Annotated in this window: 15 protein-coding genes and 1 tRNA gene; 8 read left to right on the top strand and 8 right to left on the bottom strand. The window is 70.8% G+C overall.

Features of this window, described 5'->3' with window-relative positions:
* Positions 1-828: 828 nt before the first annotated feature.
* Entirely contained in the window at positions 829-1,377 is a 549-nt protein-coding gene (locus tag ABZV42_RS15795) for a GIY-YIG nuclease family protein (protein ID WP_355989528.1), read from the top strand.
* A 268-nt stretch (positions 1,378-1,645) separates the two neighbouring features.
* Here ABZV42_RS15795 and ABZV42_RS15790 read toward each other — a convergent pair whose 3' ends face one another.
* Together ABZV42_RS15790 and ABZV42_RS15785 are read right to left on the bottom strand one after the other, a co-directional pair.
* Entirely contained in the window at positions 1,646-1,780 is a 135-nt protein-coding gene (locus tag ABZV42_RS15790; protein WP_355989529.1) for a hypothetical protein, read from the bottom strand.
* 151 nt (positions 1,781-1,931) lie between these two features.
* Positions 1,932-2,004: transfer RNA gene (locus ABZV42_RS15785), tRNA-Gly, on the bottom strand.
* Between the two features lie 436 nt (positions 2,005-2,440).
* On the opposite strand from ABZV42_RS15785, the gene ABZV42_RS15780 reads away from it, so the two are divergent.
* Complete coding sequence (locus ABZV42_RS15780) at positions 2,441-3,661, top strand: hypothetical protein (protein WP_356052237.1); 1,221 nt, start codon at positions 2,441-2,443, stop codon at positions 3,659-3,661.
* A gap of 600 nt (positions 3,662-4,261) precedes the next feature.
* Here ABZV42_RS15780 and ABZV42_RS15775 read toward each other — a convergent pair.
* Positions 4,262-4,594, bottom strand: coding sequence for a hypothetical protein (locus tag ABZV42_RS15775; RefSeq protein WP_355989536.1), 333 nt, complete (start codon positions 4,592-4,594; stop codon positions 4,262-4,264).
* A gap of 181 nt (positions 4,595-4,775) precedes the next feature.
* Between ABZV42_RS15775 and ABZV42_RS15770 the strand changes: the two genes are divergently transcribed.
* From ABZV42_RS15770 to ABZV42_RS15755, 4 genes are all read left to right on the top strand, one after another.
* Complete coding sequence (locus ABZV42_RS15770) at positions 4,776-5,324, top strand: MarR family transcriptional regulator (RefSeq protein ID WP_355989538.1); 549 nt, start codon at positions 4,776-4,778, stop codon at positions 5,322-5,324.
* Positions 5,325-5,401: 77 nt separating this feature from the next.
* Positions 5,402-6,847, top strand: a complete 1,446-nt coding sequence (locus ABZV42_RS15765) for an MFS transporter (protein ID WP_356052245.1) — start codon at positions 5,402-5,404, stop codon at positions 6,845-6,847.
* 1 nt (position 6,848) lies between these two features.
* Positions 6,849-7,436, top strand: coding sequence for a hydrolase (locus ABZV42_RS15760; protein ID WP_355989540.1), 588 nt, complete (start codon positions 6,849-6,851; stop codon positions 7,434-7,436).
* Positions 7,437-7,473: 37 nt separating this feature from the next.
* A complete protein-coding gene (locus ABZV42_RS15755) occupies positions 7,474-8,430 on the top strand; it encodes a LysR family transcriptional regulator (RefSeq protein WP_356052235.1) in 957 nt (318 codons plus the stop codon).
* A gap of 97 nt (positions 8,431-8,527) precedes the next feature.
* On the opposite strand, the gene ABZV42_RS15750 is transcribed toward ABZV42_RS15755, so the two are convergent.
* Both ABZV42_RS15750 and ABZV42_RS15745 read right to left on the bottom strand, forming a co-directional pair.
* Positions 8,528-9,442, bottom strand: coding sequence for a 2-dehydropantoate 2-reductase (locus tag ABZV42_RS15750; RefSeq protein ID WP_356052232.1), 915 nt, complete (start codon positions 9,440-9,442; stop codon positions 8,528-8,530).
* Between the two features lie 139 nt (positions 9,443-9,581).
* Positions 9,582-10,355, bottom strand: a complete 774-nt coding sequence (locus tag ABZV42_RS15745; protein WP_356052230.1) for an MBL fold metallo-hydrolase — start codon at positions 10,353-10,355, stop codon at positions 9,582-9,584.
* Positions 10,356-10,456: 101 nt separating this feature from the next.
* Between ABZV42_RS15745 and ABZV42_RS15740 the strand changes: the two genes are divergently transcribed.
* Positions 10,457-10,687 carry a DUF2277 domain-containing protein gene (locus tag ABZV42_RS15740; RefSeq protein ID WP_355989548.1) on the top strand — a complete coding sequence of 77 codons (231 nt, stop codon included), beginning with the start codon at positions 10,457-10,459 and terminating at the stop codon, positions 10,685-10,687.
* Positions 10,688-10,914: 227 nt separating this feature from the next.
* On the opposite strand, the gene ABZV42_RS15735 is transcribed toward ABZV42_RS15740, so the two are convergent.
* The 3 genes from ABZV42_RS15735 to ABZV42_RS15725 form a co-directional block, all read right to left on the bottom strand.
* Complete coding sequence (locus ABZV42_RS15735; RefSeq protein WP_356052229.1) at positions 10,915-11,553, bottom strand: VTT domain-containing protein; 639 nt, start codon at positions 11,551-11,553, stop codon at positions 10,915-10,917.
* A 201-nt stretch (positions 11,554-11,754) separates the two neighbouring features.
* Positions 11,755-13,425: an alkaline phosphatase D family protein gene (locus ABZV42_RS15730; RefSeq protein WP_355989553.1), complete on the bottom strand. Its 1,671-nt coding sequence runs from the start codon at positions 13,423-13,425 to the stop codon at positions 11,755-11,757.
* A gap of 145 nt (positions 13,426-13,570) precedes the next feature.
* The gene (locus ABZV42_RS15725) at positions 13,571-14,215 is read right to left on the bottom strand and encodes an HNH endonuclease family protein (protein ID WP_356052228.1); all 645 of its coding nucleotides are present in this window, start codon (positions 14,213-14,215) and stop codon (positions 13,571-13,573) included.
* A gap of 480 nt (positions 14,216-14,695) precedes the next feature.
* Here ABZV42_RS15725 and ABZV42_RS15720 point away from each other — a divergent pair, with 480 nt between their 5' ends.
* Positions 14,696-15,277, top strand: coding sequence for a TMEM165/GDT1 family protein (locus tag ABZV42_RS15720; protein ID WP_355989557.1), 582 nt, complete (start codon positions 14,696-14,698; stop codon positions 15,275-15,277).
* Positions 15,278-15,814 lie beyond the last annotated feature (537 nt).

Below are 15,814 nucleotides of genomic sequence, written 5' to 3'. Positions count from 1 at the left end.
GGACGGCCACCCGGCAAGTCGTGCTGGCCAAACCCGGAAACATCACCGGACCCCCACCCGAAATCGAAGACCAGAATTCACGCGGTGGATCGAGGTTCAGTACCGCGCACTGCCTGCGCCCCCACTCGACCAATGATCAGCGGGGCGAAGCAGCCACCGAATTGGCAACAGCGTGAGGAAAGCAGCCGGGGCCCAGTTGCCGCCCGACGATATATGCTCGCCTGCGCGCCGGTGGCGGAGAACGGCGGACCTCGAAGTCAACCGCTGACAGACAATCTACTCCACAGACTCCCGCCCACGACCAGCGTAAGCGCGCTGAGTACCGGTCACACCAGCCCTTTGACCTGCGACTTCAAGTTGGCGGAGGCTCAGTGACCTAGGGCGGAAGCACGGCCGGCGCGCCCTTCGTCGGGCACTCAGGGCGGCAGCCTCGCCGCAGATGCCAAGCCAGCCCGGAGTTACGCCAAACTCCACGTGAGTGTCTAACTGCGTGACAACGACAGCAGACAGTGGCGGACGAGCGCGGACGTCTGCGGATCGTCAGTACAGGTGAGCAGCACGCCAGCCGAAGGCGGATCCTCCGCCCAAGTTGCTTCGGGACGAAGCAGTCCCCGTGCCACAGCCGTGCCACATTGTGCGGTCAACGACGGTTCGCCGCAGTCCAGGTGCGTTGCTGAGCTGGGCTGGCGCTATTGCCGGAGTGACCTGGGGAACTCCACCGCCGATCACGTCCGCCCTTACAAAGCGGCGGTGCTCGGTATGCGGCTATAGGGCTGACGCATTCAGCCAGTAGCCTGCGGCCAGCAGCACTTCGACCTTGGAGGCTTCGTGGCTCATGCCGTTCTCGCCGAGCCAGATCGGCTGTGGTCGGCACAGGAGGTCCTGTTGCGCCCAAGCCCGGTGCCGGCGGTGGCCGGGGTCTACGGGTGGCACTTCGAAGAGGCTCCCTGCTCGGAGCTTGCTGCTGGACGTCTGCTCTACGTCGGCATCGCTCCGCGGTACATGGCGAACCGGACCAGCAAGCAGAACCTGCGCAAGCGCGTGCGGTATCACTACCGGGGCAACGCGGCCGGATCGACGCTTCGCCTCACGCTCGGTTGCCTGCTCGGCATAGAGCTGCGTCGCGTAGGCCGCAGCGGGACGCGCATGACCTTCGGCAAGCAAGGGGAAGCCGCCCTCAGCCAGTGGATGGCGGAGAACGCCCGCGTGTGCTGGATCGAGCACAACGAACCGTGGACTCTGGAGTCGGAACTCATCTCTCAACTCGACCTGCCTCTGAACCTCGACCAGAACCGCCGCAACCCGTTCCACAACCGTCTCAAGGAACTGAGATCCCAAGCCCGGCAGCGTGCGCGAGAGTTGGCCGTCAGCGCATAGACCGTCTGTCGGTCTGACATCACCAACTGACATCAACCGTGGCGAACGATGGCACACGGCGGCGACTGGCGTCGGATCCGAGAGTGACAAGCGAGCCGCGTTCCAGCACGCCGCACCGCACCGCGAGCGAACTTACAAGGCGGATGTCGGCGGTTCGAAACCGTCCGCGCCCACCAGTCTCAGGATACGAACAAGGCCCAGGTCAGCCGGTGTGAATCCGGATGCCTGGGCCTCTGTCGTTTCCGGCCGGTGAGGGCCGCCGTGCCACTCACGTGCCAGATGGGCTGCGCGGAGGCCGCTTCGCCTTCTTGATCTGACCGTCCACGTAGTCGGCGATCTCGTGATCGCGCCCGTTGACGAGGTGCTGATGGACCAGCGCGGCCCGCATCAAGGAGTGGCCCATGCGCTGCATCAGCTCGCGGGTGGTGCGCCCCCGGTCGCGGCAAGGATGTTCCCGGCGCGAGCGGTTGATGCGGGCCCGTTTCGGTGGGTTGGGGTGAGTGGTGAAAGCCCGCGGTAGCGTGACCGCAAAGACTCTAGAAACGACAAGAAGGCGGAACTGGCCGGATTCGAACCGGCGTCCTCACGTTTGGCAGACGCGCGCGACGACCTCTGCGCTACAGCTCCGCCCCGGCCGCCATCCTAAGTGCTCCCACTGCCGCCAAGGCGGCACTCGTGCCTTTGACGTGCCCTTTCGACCTGGAATTCACGGGGAATCATGGCGATTGACGGACAACGCACACGAAGACGGCCCGTAGAAAGCGCCGTTGCTGGTCAGGGGCCTCTGACCTACACGGCGGGTGTGGGATGTGACCCCACGGTGCCTCGCGCCACGACGGACTTCAGGATGGCGTCCGCGGCAGCCGCCCCGTTGGCGCCCGTGCAGGAGCCAAGCAAGTCGGTCCGAGGCCCCCGGCTGCCGCTGACATCCACGTCTGACATCAACGGCAGCGAACGACCACGGGCGTGCAACCCTTCCGGATCGTCAAAGGTCTAGCGGGCGAAGGGCTGTTCATCCGGAACACGGCCTTCGTTCACCCGCATCCCGACAGAGGTGCTCTCCATGCCGACGCCCCCACGCAACCCTCGCGCCTCCCGTGCCGCCGTCGCCGTCTTCGGCGCTGCCGGTCTGATCGCGTTGGTCGCGGCTCCCGCCGCCTTCGCCGATGAAACCGCGCCCGAATTGGTCGTCGGAGGCATCGAGCCGATCGACGGGCTGAAACCGGGGGGCACCTTCGATGTGCCGGTCACCGTGGCGAACAAGGGCACCGGGACCGCCGACAAGGTGTGGGTCTCCTTCTCCGTCACCCGGGGACTCGAGTTCGCGGAGGTTCCGTCCAACTGCCAAGTCCAGCACGTCCGGCCCTACGACGAGATGCCCGAGCGGTGGACCGCGGTGTGCGCGTTCGACCAGCCCGTGGAGCCGGGCGTCGTCTACACGCCCGACAAGCCTCTCCGCGTCAAGGCACTGGGCCGCGCCCTCAACGACGAGCTGCGCCTCCGTGTCGGGGACGCCGATCCGGGGGCGGACGAGAACGGCGATCCGCCGGTGGCGGGGACGGCACCGGCGGTGAAACTCGTCGAGGGAGCGGCCGGGGGCGCGGGATCCGCGCGAGTCGTCGACGTGCCCGTCACCTCCGTCAACACGGCCGACTACCAGGTGACCGGTGCCGCGTTGAAAGGGAGCGTCGGTGACACGGTGACGATGAAGGCGACGTTCACCAACGCCGGGCCCGCCTGGGTCATGCCCAGGCAGGGGGACCGGCCCGTCAGTGTCGTGATCACGCTTCCCGCCGGAACGTCGGTCGTCAAGCGCGGCCAGTTCTGCCAGGCCAAGGGGAAGACGTACGTCTGCGGCATGCGGTCGCTCAATGAGGGCAGCCACGAGACCTACGCCTTCGACCTGAAGATCGACAAGCGGGTCGCGGGCGCCAAGGGCTCGGTGGCGCTGAGCATCGAGGCGCGGCCGTTCGACCCAGACAAGGCCAACGACAAGGCCGACATCACGGTGGACGTCACGGGCGGGGGGTCGACCGGCTCGACGGGCGGCTCGACCAATGGTTCGGGCGGCTCCACCAGTGGCTCGACCGGCTCGACCACCGGCTCGGGTGGCACGACCGGCGACGGCGGAACGACGACGACCGGCGGGACGACGACCGGCGGCAACCTTGCCGAGACTGGCTCCTCGACGCTGCCGATGGCGGGCGCGGCTGCCGCGGCGGTGGTCACGGGAGCGGGCACACTCCTCATCGTGCGCCGCCGCCGGGCCCACACCCCGAGCTGACGCCGACCGGACGCGGAATCTTCCCCGGGCGTCGCGGCGCCGGAGACTGGCGTCCTGTACGACCGCGGGGGCCCCGAGCGGCCAGCCGACGGCGGCGGGGAGGCACGGGAACCACCAGTAGCCGTCACGTTCCGAGGCGACCACCATCAGGAAGACGGCGAGGGTCAGGAAGCTGGTCCAGAAGAGAACGCCGCTGAGATCACGCGTTCGCTCGTCCTCGCCCTCCACGATCTTGCGTACGGTCGCGTCGATGTGTGCGGCGAGGATCCGTTTCGCCTCGCTGCCCTCGGGGAACAGGGCCGGCAACTCGGCGTCCTGCTTGACGATTTCCCTGGTCATGGGCCGCGTTCGCCGGGCTTGAAAGACTCCGCCCGCGACGGTGATCAAGGCTACGAGGATCGGCGCCCAGTCTGTGACGTCATGGACGCGGAGGCGTACGACCCCGGGAACGGCCCCGCTCCCGACGCGGCCTCCCGACAGCACAAGCACAAGCACGAGTACAAGCACGAGCACGAACACGAACACGGGCACGAGCATGAACACGAGCACGAGCATGAACACGCCCGAGCCGACCCGGGCGTCGCCGACCCGCCCCCCACCTCATGCCCCCGTGTCAGGCGTGTGCTTCAGCCGCATCCGGGCGTCGACCTTGTCCGGAGGGGCGATCTCCGACCAGAAGCGGTGGCCGGACACGAACACGGTGAGCTCGCGCTCGCGGCGGCGGAGCTTCTCGACCTCGGCCTGTTCGTCGTCGGTCCAGCCGGGGGAGGCGGGGCGCTCCACCTTGCGCCAGCCGCCGGTGTCGCTGAAGCCGTCCAGCGGCTCGACCGACCAGGGGAGTCGTTTCAGCAGGGCCAGCAGCTCGGCCCGGACCTGATGCAGCTCCTCCTGACCGGCGAGGAGGTCACTTGGAAAGTCATAGGTCGCAGCCACGCGGCAATGATACGTCTGTTCGATTTTGCGGTGCGAGTTCCTTCGGGGACTTCACGCGAACGGGTGTTCCGAACGCGCGTTCCAGGAGAGGTGGGTGGGGTGGGCAGGTCGCGGGGATTGGACAGGTCAGACTGTGCAGTTTGAACTGGACAGGTTGGGCTGCGCGATCTAGCGTGACGGCATGGATGAGAGCGGCAACCGGCCGGACGACGCGGGTGTCCCGGATTCCGCGGCACGCGCCGCGCAGGATCTGAGGGTGGCGTTCAGCCTGCTCAGGCGGCGGATCCGCGAGGTGTCCGCGACGCAGGACGAGACGCGGGACGAGACGGGCGACGGAACGCAGGGCGGGACGCACGGCGCGACCCACGACGGGGCGCGGGACGGGATCCGGGATCTCACCCCCTCGCAGATCTCCGCGCTCACCCTGGTGAGCAAGAGCGGGGCCGCCACAGCCAGTGCGCTGGCGGCGGCCGAAGGCGTGCGCCCGCAGTCGATGGCCGCCACCCTCGCGGCCCTCGACCAGTACGGACTCATCCAGCGCAACCCCGACCCCGGGGACGGCCGGCGCCAGCTGGTGACACTCACCGATGCCGGGCGCGAGCGCGTCGAAGGCACCCGGCAGGCCCGTTCGGAGTGGCTCACCCGAGCCTTCGCGGAGCGCTGCACCGAGGACGAGCGGCAGACCGTGATCGAGGCCATGGCCCTGCTGGAACGGCTCACCCGGTCGTGATACCCACCTCCCGGGGCTGGCTCCAGCACCGGCTCGCCCCCGCGCGCCACCGGCCGCCCGACCGTTTCGACCGCCGGCTGATCGCCCCGATGGTCCTCGGGTCCGTACTGAACCCCGTCAACTCCTCCATGATCGCCGTGGCGCTGGTGCCGATCGGCAGGGCGCTCGGAGCGTCCCCGGCGGAGACCGCGTGGCTGGTCTCGGGGCTCTATCTCGCCACCGCGGTGGGGCAGCCCGTCATCGGACGGCTCGTCGACCTGTTCGGACCCCGCCGCCTCTACCTCGTCGGTACGGGCCTGGTGGGCGTCGCCGGTCTTCTCGGCGCCCTCTCCCCGAACCTCGGCGCGCTCGTCGCGGCCCGCGTGCTGCTCGGATTCGGCACCTCGGCCGCGTACCCCGCCGCGATGCACCTGACCCGGAGCGAGGCCGAACGCACCGGGCAGAGCAGCCCGGCCGGTGTGCTGACCGCGCTCGCCGTCTCCGCCCAGACCGTCGCCGTGGTCGGGCCCACCCTGGGCGGCCTGCTCATCGGCCTGGGCGGCTGGCGCACGATCTTCCTCGTCAACGTGCCGCTGTCCCTGGCGTGCCTCGTCCTCGGCACCCTGCGGCTGCCGAAGGCCACGAAGCCGGAGGCCATGAAGCCGAAGGCCGCCAAGCCGAAGGCCCACCCCAAGCCCACGACCGCGCGGGACGAGCCGGACGAACTGGACCAGCTCGACGCGGCAGACGAGCCGCAAGCGTCGCCGGCGCCCTCCGCGCGGGGCGTCGACCTCATCGGGATGGCGCTGTTCACCGCACTGCTCGTCTCGCTGATGCTGTTCCTGATGAGGCCGCGGGCCGCCGACTGGTATCTGCCGGTGCCCGCGCTCGCCGCCGGGGCCGCATTCGTGCGACGGGAACTCCGGGTCCCGGAGCCGTTCATCGACCTGCGGGTGCTCGGCGGCAACGGACCGATGCTGGCCACCTTCCTGCGCCAGTTCCTCAGCTACACCACCGCGTACGCCTTCCTCTACGGGTTCACGCAGTGGATGGAGGAGGGGCGCGGGCTGCACGCGGCCGGCGCCGGACTCGTCCTGCTGCCGCTGTCGTTGAGCGGACTCGTCGTCTCCGGCGTGACAGGCCGGCGGGAAGCCGTACGCGGCAAGCTCGTGGTCGGGAGTCTCGTCCAGATCGCCGGATGCACGGCGCTGCTGACGATGAACGCCGTCAGCCCGATCTGGCTGCTCGCCGGCGTCGGAGCCCTCATGGGCGTTCCGCAGGGTCTCAATGGCCTGGCCAATCAGAACGCCCTGTACCGGCAGGCCGACCCCGCCCGGATGGGTTCCGCGGCCGGGCTGCTGCGCACCTTCACCTACCTGGGCGCGATGGCCGCCTCCGCCGCCGACGCCGCCTTCTTCGCGCACGGCGCCGACACCGGCGGCCTGCACCATCTGGCCCTCTTCATGCTCGCCGGGGCAGTGCTGCTCCTGGCGGTGACCCTCATCGACCGATCACTTCGCGATCCCACCCCCCGAAAGGCCTGACATGGCAGTCACCACGCTCGACCCCCGCACCGCGCTCGTCGTCATCGACCTCCAGAACGGCATCGTCGGCAACCCGGGCCTCGCCCCGCACCCCGCCGACGACGTCGTGCGGCGCTCCGTCCGGCTCGCCGACGCCTTCCGCGGCCACGGCCTCCCGGTCGTCCTCGTCCGGGTCACCGCCGCCGCCGACGGTGCCGACGCCGTCCCCGGCCGTATCGACGGCCCGCGCCGCGCCCGCTCCTTCCCGGAGGGCTGGGACGTCATCGTCGAGGACCTGGCAGGGAACCCCGAGGACATCACTGTGACCAAGCGGAACTGGGGCGCCTTCCACGGCACCGATCTCGACCTCCAGCTGCGCCGCCGGGGGATCACCCAGATCGTGCTGAGCGGCATCGCCACCAGCATCGGTGTGGAGTCCTCGGCGCGCGCCGCCCACGAGCACGGCTACCACGTCACCCTCGCCACCGACGCCATGTCCGACCTCGACCCCGAGACGCACCGCAACAGCGTCGAGCGGATCTTCCCCCGTCTCGGTGAGACCGGCACGACCGAGGAGATCGTCGAGCTGCTCGACAAGACCCGGATCTGACCGGTCAACTCCACCGGCCCGCAGGTACCTTGGGGCCGTGACCCTGGATGATCTTCGCGTCTTCGTCGCCGTCTGCCGGGCCGGGAGCCTGAGCGCCGTCGCCCGGGAACTGGGCTGTACGCAGTCGGCGGTGAGCCAGCACGTACGCAGACTGGAACGCGAGGTCGGGCTCGGGCTCGTCGAGCGGCAGGCCCGGGGCGTGGTGCCCACCCGGGCCGGGCGGGTCCTCGAACGGGCCGCCGCCGACGGCATCGCCGGGCTCGACCTCGCGCTGCGCCGGCTCGACGAACTGGTGCGCGGAGGCGGCGGTACGGTGCGGATCGCCACCGGCGGTACCACCGTGCGGCACTTCATGGCCGAGGCCGTGGTCGAGTTCCGGGAGCGGTACCCCAAGGTGACCCTGGAGTTCCAGACCGAGAACTCCAGCCGCGGCTGCTTCGACGCGCTCGCCGACCATGACCTCGACCTCGCCTGGGTCACCCTCGGCCCTCCGGTGCGCGGGATCGAGCAACGGGCCGTCACCGAACTTCCCTGGGTCCTCGCCGTGCACGCCGACGACGAACTCGCCGCGCGGGAACGGATCGAGGCACGGGAACTGGCCGGGCTGCGGATCGTGGGACTGCCCGAGCGCTCCACGTCGAGGGCGCATCTCGACGCCGCCTACCGTGAGTTGGGGATACCGGCCAACGCCTCCGACACCAGCGTCGCCGACTGGGACACCGCGATGCTGCTCGCCGAACTCGGCCTCGGTCACGCCGTGGTCCCCGCCCTGCCCGGCCTGCCGGGACCGGCCCATCCCGGCCTCCGCTTCCTCCCCGTACCGGCCCTGCCGCCCCTCGCGGTCGGCTGGGCCGTGCGCCGATGGGACGCCCTGTCGCCGGCGGCGCACGCCTTCGCCGACATGGTGGCCCGGCACTGCTCGGACGCCGGGACGGTGGCGGGGGACCGGCACCGGGACGATGGCGGGGCGCCCGCGCCTACACCGGTCCCGTAACTCCCCTGTGCGGTGCGGTGGTTCCGGCTCACCTCTGTGGGCCGGATGCCTCCCGAACCTGTGACGCCCGGTTCCGTAGGTGTGGACGCGTCGACCGTCAGTCGGCCGTGCCGGCGAGCGGCGTCAAGTGCCTGACCAGTTCGCTCGCCACCGGTACCGGCACCCCGGTCCGCTCCGCTGCTCGCAGCAACGCGCCGCCGATCGCGTCGAGTTCGAGGGCGCGGCCCGCCTCCGCGTCCCGCTGCATGGAGGACTTGGTGGCCGCCGGGAAGGCGTCGTAGCGGGCGAGGGCGGCCGCCGGGTCGACGGGGGCGCCGCAGGCGCGGCCCACCGCGGCCGTCTCCTCGACGAGAGCGGTCAACTCTTCGCGGTGCAGAGCGCGTACGTCGCCCACCGGCACCCCGTACCGCGTCGTCAGCAGTGCGAACGGCGCCAGGAACGACATCTTCGCCCAGAGCGCCGCCGACTCGCCGTCCTGGACCCGGGCGCGCACTCCGGCCCACTCCAGCGCGCCGACGAGTGCTTCGACCCTCGCTCGTGGTGCCGTGTCGGCGGTCAGGTCGACCTCGGCGAACGGGCTGCCGTGCTCGATCACTCCCGGGGCGATCCGTGTCGACTCGACGCGGATCACCGCGGGGGCCACCCGCTCGGAGCCGTAGCGCTCGCGCAGCCGCGCGGGGTGCTCGACACCGTTCAGGAACGGGACGATCAGGCCCTGTTCGCCCAGTGCCTTCTCCGGCACGCGCTCCAGCGCGGCGCCCAGGGCCGTGGCCTTGACGGCGATCACGCACACGTCGGCCGGCTCGCGCAGTTCGGTGTCCGCCGCCACCCGTGCCGTGAAGTCGCCGAAGTGACCGCTGCGGACCTCGATGCCGTCCGCGGCCAGCTTTCGCGCGGTCTCCTCCCCGGCGAGGCAGACGACCCGGTGGCCGGCGCGGGACAGAAGCGCCGCGAGCAGTCCGCCGACGCCTCCCGGACCCAGCACCGCCACCGTCAGCGCGTTGTTCGCCATGGCTCCTCGCTCCTCTCCACGGGACCCGAACGGGCCCCCGAGATGGTCACAAGACCGGGCGACCCGAGTCAATCCTCGGCGAAACTTGCCGAACTCCAAGCATTCACTCGGGTGTTCGCGAGCGGGGCCATGACCGGGCCTACGGAACCCGCACCGAAGCCCCGGGCGACGGCAGTCGCAGCCGGTCCGTGAGACCGGCCTCCGCGAACGCCTTCGTCAGGGTCGAACCGTCCTCGGTGAAGTGGCCCCAGTGCTCGAAGTGCAGCGGGACCACCCGGGCGGCGCCGAGGATCTCCGTAGCCCGCGCCGCGTCCTCGCTCGTCAGGGTGAGCGGGGCGTTAGGCACCAGCGGGGTGCGCGCCGCCCCCGCGAACAGGACGGCCACATCGAAGGGGCCCTCCCGGTCCGCGATCTCCCGTACGACGTCCAGGGACGCGTTGTCACCGCTCACGTACACCTTGGGCAGCCCCTCCCCGGACAGCACGAATCCGGTCACCTCCCCCACGAGGGGCAGCGAGCCGTCGGGCCCGTGCTGCGCCGGAACGGCCGTCACGCGCAGGACCCCGCCGTCCGGACGTGCCAGCTCCACGGACTCCCAGGGGCCGAGGGCCCGTACGGGGGCGCCGATCCGCTCGTACGCCGAGGCCGTCGACAGGGTGACCGGGGCGCTCCCGAGATATCCGCGCCCGGACTCGTCCAGGTTGTCGGGGTGCTGGTCGTGGGAGAGCAGGACGGCGTCGACCGGGGCGAGCTTCCCGGCGGGGAGCGCGGGTCCGGCGGTCTTCACCAGCTTCCGTGCCCCGACGGGATACTCGCCGGGGGCGTCGAAGGTCGGATCGGTCAGGAGCCGCAGGCCGCCGATCTCGATGAGGGCGGTGGGACCGCCGACGTAGGTGATCTCCACTGAGGTCATGTTCTGCTCAATCCGCGCTCCGGCGGCGGTATTCCCGGCCGTGGCGGGCCCGCCACGGCGAGCGGCGAACACGACGGCGGCGGACGCGCGAGACTGGACCCATGTGCCGCAGCATCAAGACACTCCGCCCGCCCGCGATCCCCGAGGAGGCGACCGAGGACGAGATCCGCGCCGCCGCTCTCCAGTACGTCCGCAAGGTCTCCGGGTTCCGCGCCCCCGCCGCCCACAACCGTGAGGCCTTCGACCGCGCCGTCGAGGCGGTCGCGGCGGCCACGGCCGAGTTGCTGGACGACCTGGAGGTGCGCGGGACGGCGGCCCAGCGCGCCGGATAGCGCACCCGAGCACCTCGTACGGTCCGGGCTGTGCCGGCCACCGCCTCCCGGCCGCCGGCTACCGGTCTACGGGTTCACGGACCGGCTACCGGGATACGGGCCGGTTGCCGGTGAGCAGGGACGTACGTTCGCACACCCGTGCGTCGCGGTCGGCCGTGCCCGTACGCGGGTGAGCCCGCGCCACGCCGCCAAACGCCCGTGTGTCCACTTCGGTCGTGTGCCGTGGCTCAGGCGCCGGTTTCCTGTTCCTGTGCCATGGGCCGGCGGACGAGGTAGGCCGCGCCCGCCCCCGCGATGAACAGCGCCCCGACCGAGACGCCCGTCGCGAGCCAGGTGGCGCCGAGCCACTGGCCGCCGAAGTAGCCGAGGGCCACGCTGTACACGGCCCACGCCAGGCCGGCGATGACCGACCAGGGCAGGAACTCGCGTACCCGGCGGTGCGCGGCGCCCGCGCCGAGCGAGACGACCGAGCGGCCGGCCGGCGCGAACCGGGCGACGACCACGAGCACGCCGCGGGCACCGCCGCCGCGCGCCAGGACCTCGCCGAGACGTTCCTGCGCCCGGGTCAGGCGGCGGGACCGTGCGATGGCGCGATCCAGACGGTCGCCACCGCGCCAGGCGAGGCGGTACGCCACCAGGTCGCCGAGGACCGAGGCCGTGGCCGCGCAGAGGGTGAGCACCAGGATGTCGGGCACCGAATGGGGGACGGCGCCGGTCGCCGTGGCGGAGCCCGCCGCGGCCGTCGCCGCCGTGATGACCAGGACGCCGCTCGGCAGGACAGGCAGGAACACATCAAGAACGATGGACACGGCGATCACCGCGTAGATCCATGGGCTGCCTGTCAGCGACCCCACACTCTCCAGCACCGAAACTCTCCCCCGACCGCCCCGTGAGCCCGGCCGCGCCGCTACTCGCGAGGGAGTGGCGTGGCGGCCTGTGACAGCCATACAGCGTACGCCGAGGATGGGGCAGAAGAGCCTCCGGGGACGCATGTGTCAGTCACATCACGTTCACGGGCCCGCACGCTCCGGCACGCCGTACGGCGACGGCAACCGCACGGAATGGATCTATTCCGGGGTGATCCGGGACTCCGTCACCGTCGTCAGCCGGGCGCCGCCCGCCGTGCGGCCCGCGCCGCCGCCCCGTGCCCGCCGAGCCTGTTCCAGGCGGAGCGAGGCCGAACGGCCATGCAGGGTAAGGGTCATCAGCTGGTTGCCGAACCAAGGGCCGCCGGTTTTGCGCCAGTCGACCGCCGGGCGTCCGTAACGGCCGTGCCGGGCCAGGAGTCTGCCGATCAGCCGGGCCGGGCGGCTCCAGCCGAAGCGGAAACCGAGGCGTGCGGAGAGCGGGATGGAGTTGTGGACGGGGGAGCAGGTCAGCTGGAGGACCCGGGCGGAGGGCCGCCGGCCGGGGTCGGCCCAGACCGGATCGGCGACATACGCGTGGTGCACGTCACCCGACAGCACGCACACGGTCGCCGGGGCGTGATCGCCGGAGCCGGCCTCGGCGATCAGGTCCGCCAGTTCCCCGAACGACTCCGGGAAGGCCGCCCAGTGCTCCAGGTCGGCCGCGCGGCGCAACCGCTCGCCGAACCGCGCCCAGCGCCCGCCCCGCTCGCCCCGGCACAGCGCGGCGTCCCACGCCTCCGCGTGATGGATGAGCGGGGGCAGCAGCCAGGGCAGCGACGTGCCTATCAGCAGATGGTCGCGGGAGCCCGGCGCCTCCAGGGCCTGCTCGCGCAGCCAGGCCGCCTCCCCGGGATCGAGCATCGCGCGGTGCCCCTCGTCCAGGACGCGGGCCGCGCGGGTGTCTAGCATCAGGACACGGGTCCGGCCGAAGTCGCGGCGGTAGCTCCAGCGGACCGAGGCCGGGTCGGCGTCGGCCTGGGCGGCGAAGGCGCGCAGCACGTCCGTGCCGTCGGGGGTCTCGCGTACGGCGGCGTACAGCAGGTCCGCGGCGAGCTCGCCCGGGGAGAGGTTGCCGAGGTGCTGGTGGACCCAGTACGACATCAGGCCGCTCAGCACCCGCTCGCGCCACCACGGGGTCGCCCGGATCTCGGCGAGCCAGGCCGCGCTGGTGTTCCAGTCGTCTATCACGTCGTGGTCGTCGAAGATCATGCAGCTGGGGACGGTGGACAGGAGCCAGCGGATCTCGGGGTCGAGCCAGGATTCGCAGTAGAGGCGGGTGTACTCCTCGTAGTCCGCGACCTGATGGCCCGGGGGGTCCGCCAGGCCCCTTCGCGCGGCGATCCACGCGCGGGTCGCCTTCGAGACCTCGTCCGCGTACACCTGGTCGCCCAACAGCAGCAGCACGTCCGGGCGTTCGCCCTCAGGGTCCGAGGCGATCCGGGCGGCGAGGGTGTCCAGGGCGTCGGGTCCCACCGGGTCCTTCTCGTGTGCGGGCGGCGAGGCCCAGCGGCACGAACCGAAGGTGACGCGGACGAGGGGGTCGTCGCCCTCGGGGGTGCGGACGACCGAGGGCGGAAAGTTCGAGTCGGGCAGCGGCCACACGGTCGTGCCGTCCAGCAGGATCTCGTACGGGGTGACGGTGCCCGGTGTCAGTCCGTCCACCGGCACCAGTGCGTAGTGGTGGCCCGCGATCTGGAAGGTGCGGGCCTGTCCCCGGGTGCCGTCGGCGCAGCGCACCTCGGCGGCGCACGGGCGGCTCGCCTCGACCCAGAAGGTCGCCGACGAGCCGTCCACGTACCTCAGCAGCGGTCCCAGGCGAAGTTCGGCCATGGTGATCCCCCTCCTCCGTCGCCCCGTACGGTACGGAACGACGGAGGCCCCTGGGGAGGTTCCGGAGACCGCGGGAACACCGTGGGGGGAGCGGTGTCCGGAACCCGGGCGACCTGCGGCCGCCGGTCTGTGCCGGGCCTGCGGGTCAGCAGCCGCTCAGGACCGAGGTCAGCTTGGACTTCTCCGTGGAGTCGACCTTGAGGTTGTAGTAGTACTTCACCTGTACCCAGGCGCGGGCGTAGGTGCAGGCGTACGAGCTGAGCGGGGGCATCCACTCGGCCGGGTCCTTGTCGCCCTTGGACTGGTTGACGTTGTCCGTGACGGCGAGCAGCTGCGGGCGCGTCACGTCGTTGGCGAAGGCCTGGCGCTGGGCCGTGGTCCAGGCGCTGGCGCCGGAGTCCCAGGCCTCGGCGAGCGGCACGAGGTGGTCGATGTCGACGTCGGAGGCAGCGGTCCAGGTGGCGCCGTCGTAGACGGAGTACCAGCTGCCGCTGGTGGTCACACACGCGGAGTCGGTCGTGACGTTGGAGCCGTCGCGCTTGAGGATGTACTCACGGGTGTTGCAGGTGCCGCTGATCGTGATCCAGGTGGGGAACAGACTGCGGGCGTAGCCGGTGCGGTTCTCCGTCGCGACGGTGAGGGACGCGAGGTAGGTGCGGGCGGTGGCCGCGCTGACCGGGGTGGGGAGGGCGGCGGAGGCGGTCGGGCCGTTGAAAATCCCGGCCATGGCTATCAGGCCCGTGATGGCTGCGAGTATGCTCAGCCGTCGACGCGCGTAGACCTTGGGCATGCGAACTCCCTTGTGATGTGGGGGTGTTGGAGTGCGGGCGAACGAATGCTCGCGGCATCGTGTAGCCGTGAGGTAAGTGCGCGGTTAGAAAATAGTGACGCGTTCATGACATGACAAGGTTCATGGCGAAACTTTCCGGTGCGGCGGGAACCCCGGGCGGGGGACTTTCGGCCCTTCAGGGCCGCCTCGCGGGTCGCGTACTATGGACGGCGCAGAAGGGGAGTAGCTCTTCGCCGGACCGTCGACATACTGCTCAGCTCGTCTGAGCCGGCGCCCGGAGGCAGGCCTCGATCGTGAGGCCGGCCAGCGAGACCTTCGGCAAGCAGTGCACTTACCCTGCCGGGCCTTTCCGGCGTGGGTGCTTGCGCCCGCGCCTTCCGGTGCGGGTGTCGTTGTGTGCTGTCGTGCCGAGGTGTCGCGCAGTCACAGCACGCGCAGTCGCAACACTCTCGGCGGGGCAGCCCGACCGATTGAGGGATTTTGATCAGCTTCAGCGTGATGGCGCTCGTCTTCGGTGTCGTCTTCCTTGCCGAACTGCCGGACAAGACCGCGCTCGCCGGCCTCGTCCTCGGCACGCGCTACCGCGCCTCGTACGTCTTCGCCGGTGTCGCCGCCGCCTTCGCGCTCCATGTGACGCTCGCCGTCGCGGCGGGCAGCGTGCTGACCCTGCTGCCGCAGCAGATCGTGCACGCCGTCACCGGTGTGCTGTTCCTCGGCGGTGCCGCGGTGCTGCTCATGAAGAAGGACGAGGACGAGGAAGAGGTCCGCAAGCCCGAGAACCAGACCTTCTGGAAGGTCTCCGGGGCGGGCTTCATGCTCATCCTCGTCGCCGAGTTCGGCGACCTCACGCAGATCATGACGGCGAACCTCGCCGCGCGGTACGACGACCCGCTGTCGGTGGGGCTCGGTGCGGTGCTGGGGCTGTGGGCCGTCGCGGGGCTGGGGATCGTGGGCGGCAAGGCGCTGATGAAGCGGGTGCCGCTGTCGTTGATCACCAAGGTGGCCGCTGTGCTGATGATGGGGCTGGGGGTCTGGAGTCTGTACGAGGCTGTGGCGGGCTAGTTCGCTGTGCCGGCTTGACCGGGGCGTGCGCTGGAGCCGGTGGGTGTGCTGGTCCCGGTGCCTGTGCCGGCAACGGTGTTGTGCGGCCCGCGGTTCCGGTTCGGTGGTCGGGTCGGGGCCGTGCCGGTGCATCAGCCCGTCGCCGTTGGGTGAGGCGTGGGCGTCGGTGGCGACGGGCATTGATGTACCGGCACGGCCCCTTCCGTCGGATCCCGGCCGCGGGTGTGCGGCGGCCCCTTCCGTGCGGCTGCGGGTGTGTTGTCGTGTCGACGGCATCGCGGTCGTGGGGATCGGGGGGCGGGTGTGGCTGGGGGTCTCCCGTTGATGATCCGTTCGACGATGATGATGACCTTTTGGTGTCTCGTTGGTGTCTCGATGGGGGGCTGGGGGTTGCGCTTCGGGGTTTTATTGTTGAAGGGCAGGTCAGGGGCGGTGGCGCTGGGGCGGGTTGTTTTGTATCTTGTAGGAACAAAGTGGTTCCCGTCCGCACCTCCCTGACCGGCGGGCGGGGCCGCCTTGTTTCCCGGGGGGTGTACT

This window comes from Streptomyces sp. NPDC005281, from assembly GCF_040607495.1.
Classification (GTDB): Bacteria; Actinomycetota; Actinomycetes; order Streptomycetales; family Streptomycetaceae; genus Streptomyces.
This window is presented reverse-complemented; position numbering and strand designations above follow the sequence as displayed.

Bases quoted from the DNA above. Each gene is read 5' to 3' on its own strand.
- ABZV42_RS15790 (WP_355989529.1), bottom strand. From the start codon at position 1,780: ATGGGCCACTCCTTGATGCGGGCCGCGCTGGTCCATCAGCACCTCGTC.
- ABZV42_RS15730 (WP_355989553.1), bottom strand. From the start codon at position 13,425: ATGGCCGAACTTCGCCTGGGACCGCTGCTGAGGTACGTGGACGGCTCG.
- ABZV42_RS15760 (WP_355989540.1), top strand. From the start codon at position 6,849: ATGGCAGTCACCACGCTCGACCCCCGCACCGCGCTCGTCGTCATCGAC.
- ABZV42_RS15725 (WP_356052228.1), bottom strand. From the start codon at position 14,215: ATGCCCAAGGTCTACGCGCGTCGACGGCTGAGCATACTCGCAGCCATC.
- ABZV42_RS15740 (WP_355989548.1), top strand. From the start codon at position 10,457: ATGTGCCGCAGCATCAAGACACTCCGCCCGCCCGCGATCCCCGAGGAG.
- ABZV42_RS15770 (WP_355989538.1), top strand. From the start codon at position 4,776: ATGGATGAGAGCGGCAACCGGCCGGACGACGCGGGTGTCCCGGATTCC.
- ABZV42_RS15745 (WP_356052230.1), bottom strand. From the start codon at position 10,355: ATGACCTCAGTGGAGATCACCTACGTCGGCGGTCCCACCGCCCTCATC.
- ABZV42_RS15750 (WP_356052232.1), bottom strand. From the start codon at position 9,442: ATGGCGAACAACGCGCTGACGGTGGCGGTGCTGGGTCCGGGAGGCGTC.
- ABZV42_RS15780 (WP_356052237.1), top strand. From the start codon at position 2,441: ATGCCGACGCCCCCACGCAACCCTCGCGCCTCCCGTGCCGCCGTCGCC.